The sequence below is a fragment of the Neisseria sp. P0021.S007 genome, assembly GCF_051956855.1.
Genome location: NZ_JBQCXA010000397.1, coordinates 1 through 762, shown reverse-complemented (window position 1 = coordinate 762; position 762 = coordinate 1). Strand labels below are relative to the sequence as shown.

General features: G+C 51.0%; 1 protein-coding gene. It reads left to right on the top strand.

The features are described 5' to 3' along the window. The coding region (locus ACTHUR_RS13600) for a lysine--tRNA ligase (protein ID WP_440399060.1) at nucleotides 1–762 on the top strand (762 nt) is incomplete at both ends.

Below are 762 nucleotides of genomic sequence, written 5' to 3'. Positions count from 1 at the left end.
GCCGTATGATGCTCAAACGTCAAATGGGCAAAGCCAGCTTCGCCACCATTCAAGACGTTACCGGTCAAATCCAGCTTTATTTGAATAACAAAGGCGTGAGCCAAGAAGTTTTGGACGACTTCAACCACTGGGACTTAGGCGACATCATCGGTGCGGAAGGTACTTTGTTCAAAACCAACCACGGCGAATTGACCGTGCGCGTGTCCAACATCCGCCTGCTGTCCAAATCCCTGCGCCCGCTACCCGACAAACACAAAGGTTTGAGCGATCAGGAAACCAAATACCGTCAACGCTACGTCGATTTGATTGCCAACGAAGAATCGCGCAATACCTTCATCAAACGCAGCCAAATCATCCAATCCGTGCGCAATTTCATGGTTAACGAGCATTATTTGGAAGTTGAAACCCCAATGATGCACCCGATTCCTGGCGGTGCGACGGCAAAACCGTTCGTTACTCACCACAATGCCTTGGACATTCCACTCTACCTGCGCATCGCTCCCGAGCTGTATCTAAAACGCTTGGTTGTCGGCGGCTTGGAACGCGTGTTTGAAATCAACCGCAGCTTCCGCAACGAAGGCATGTCCGTACGCCACAACCCTGAATTCACCATGATCGAATTCTACGAAGCCTTCTCCGACTACGAACGCATGATGCAAATGGCGGAAGACATCATCCGCAACGCTTCCCGCGCGGTAAACGGTACGGCAAAAATCAGCTACAACGGCAAAGAAGTCGATTTGGAAAGCCCGTTTGAACGCC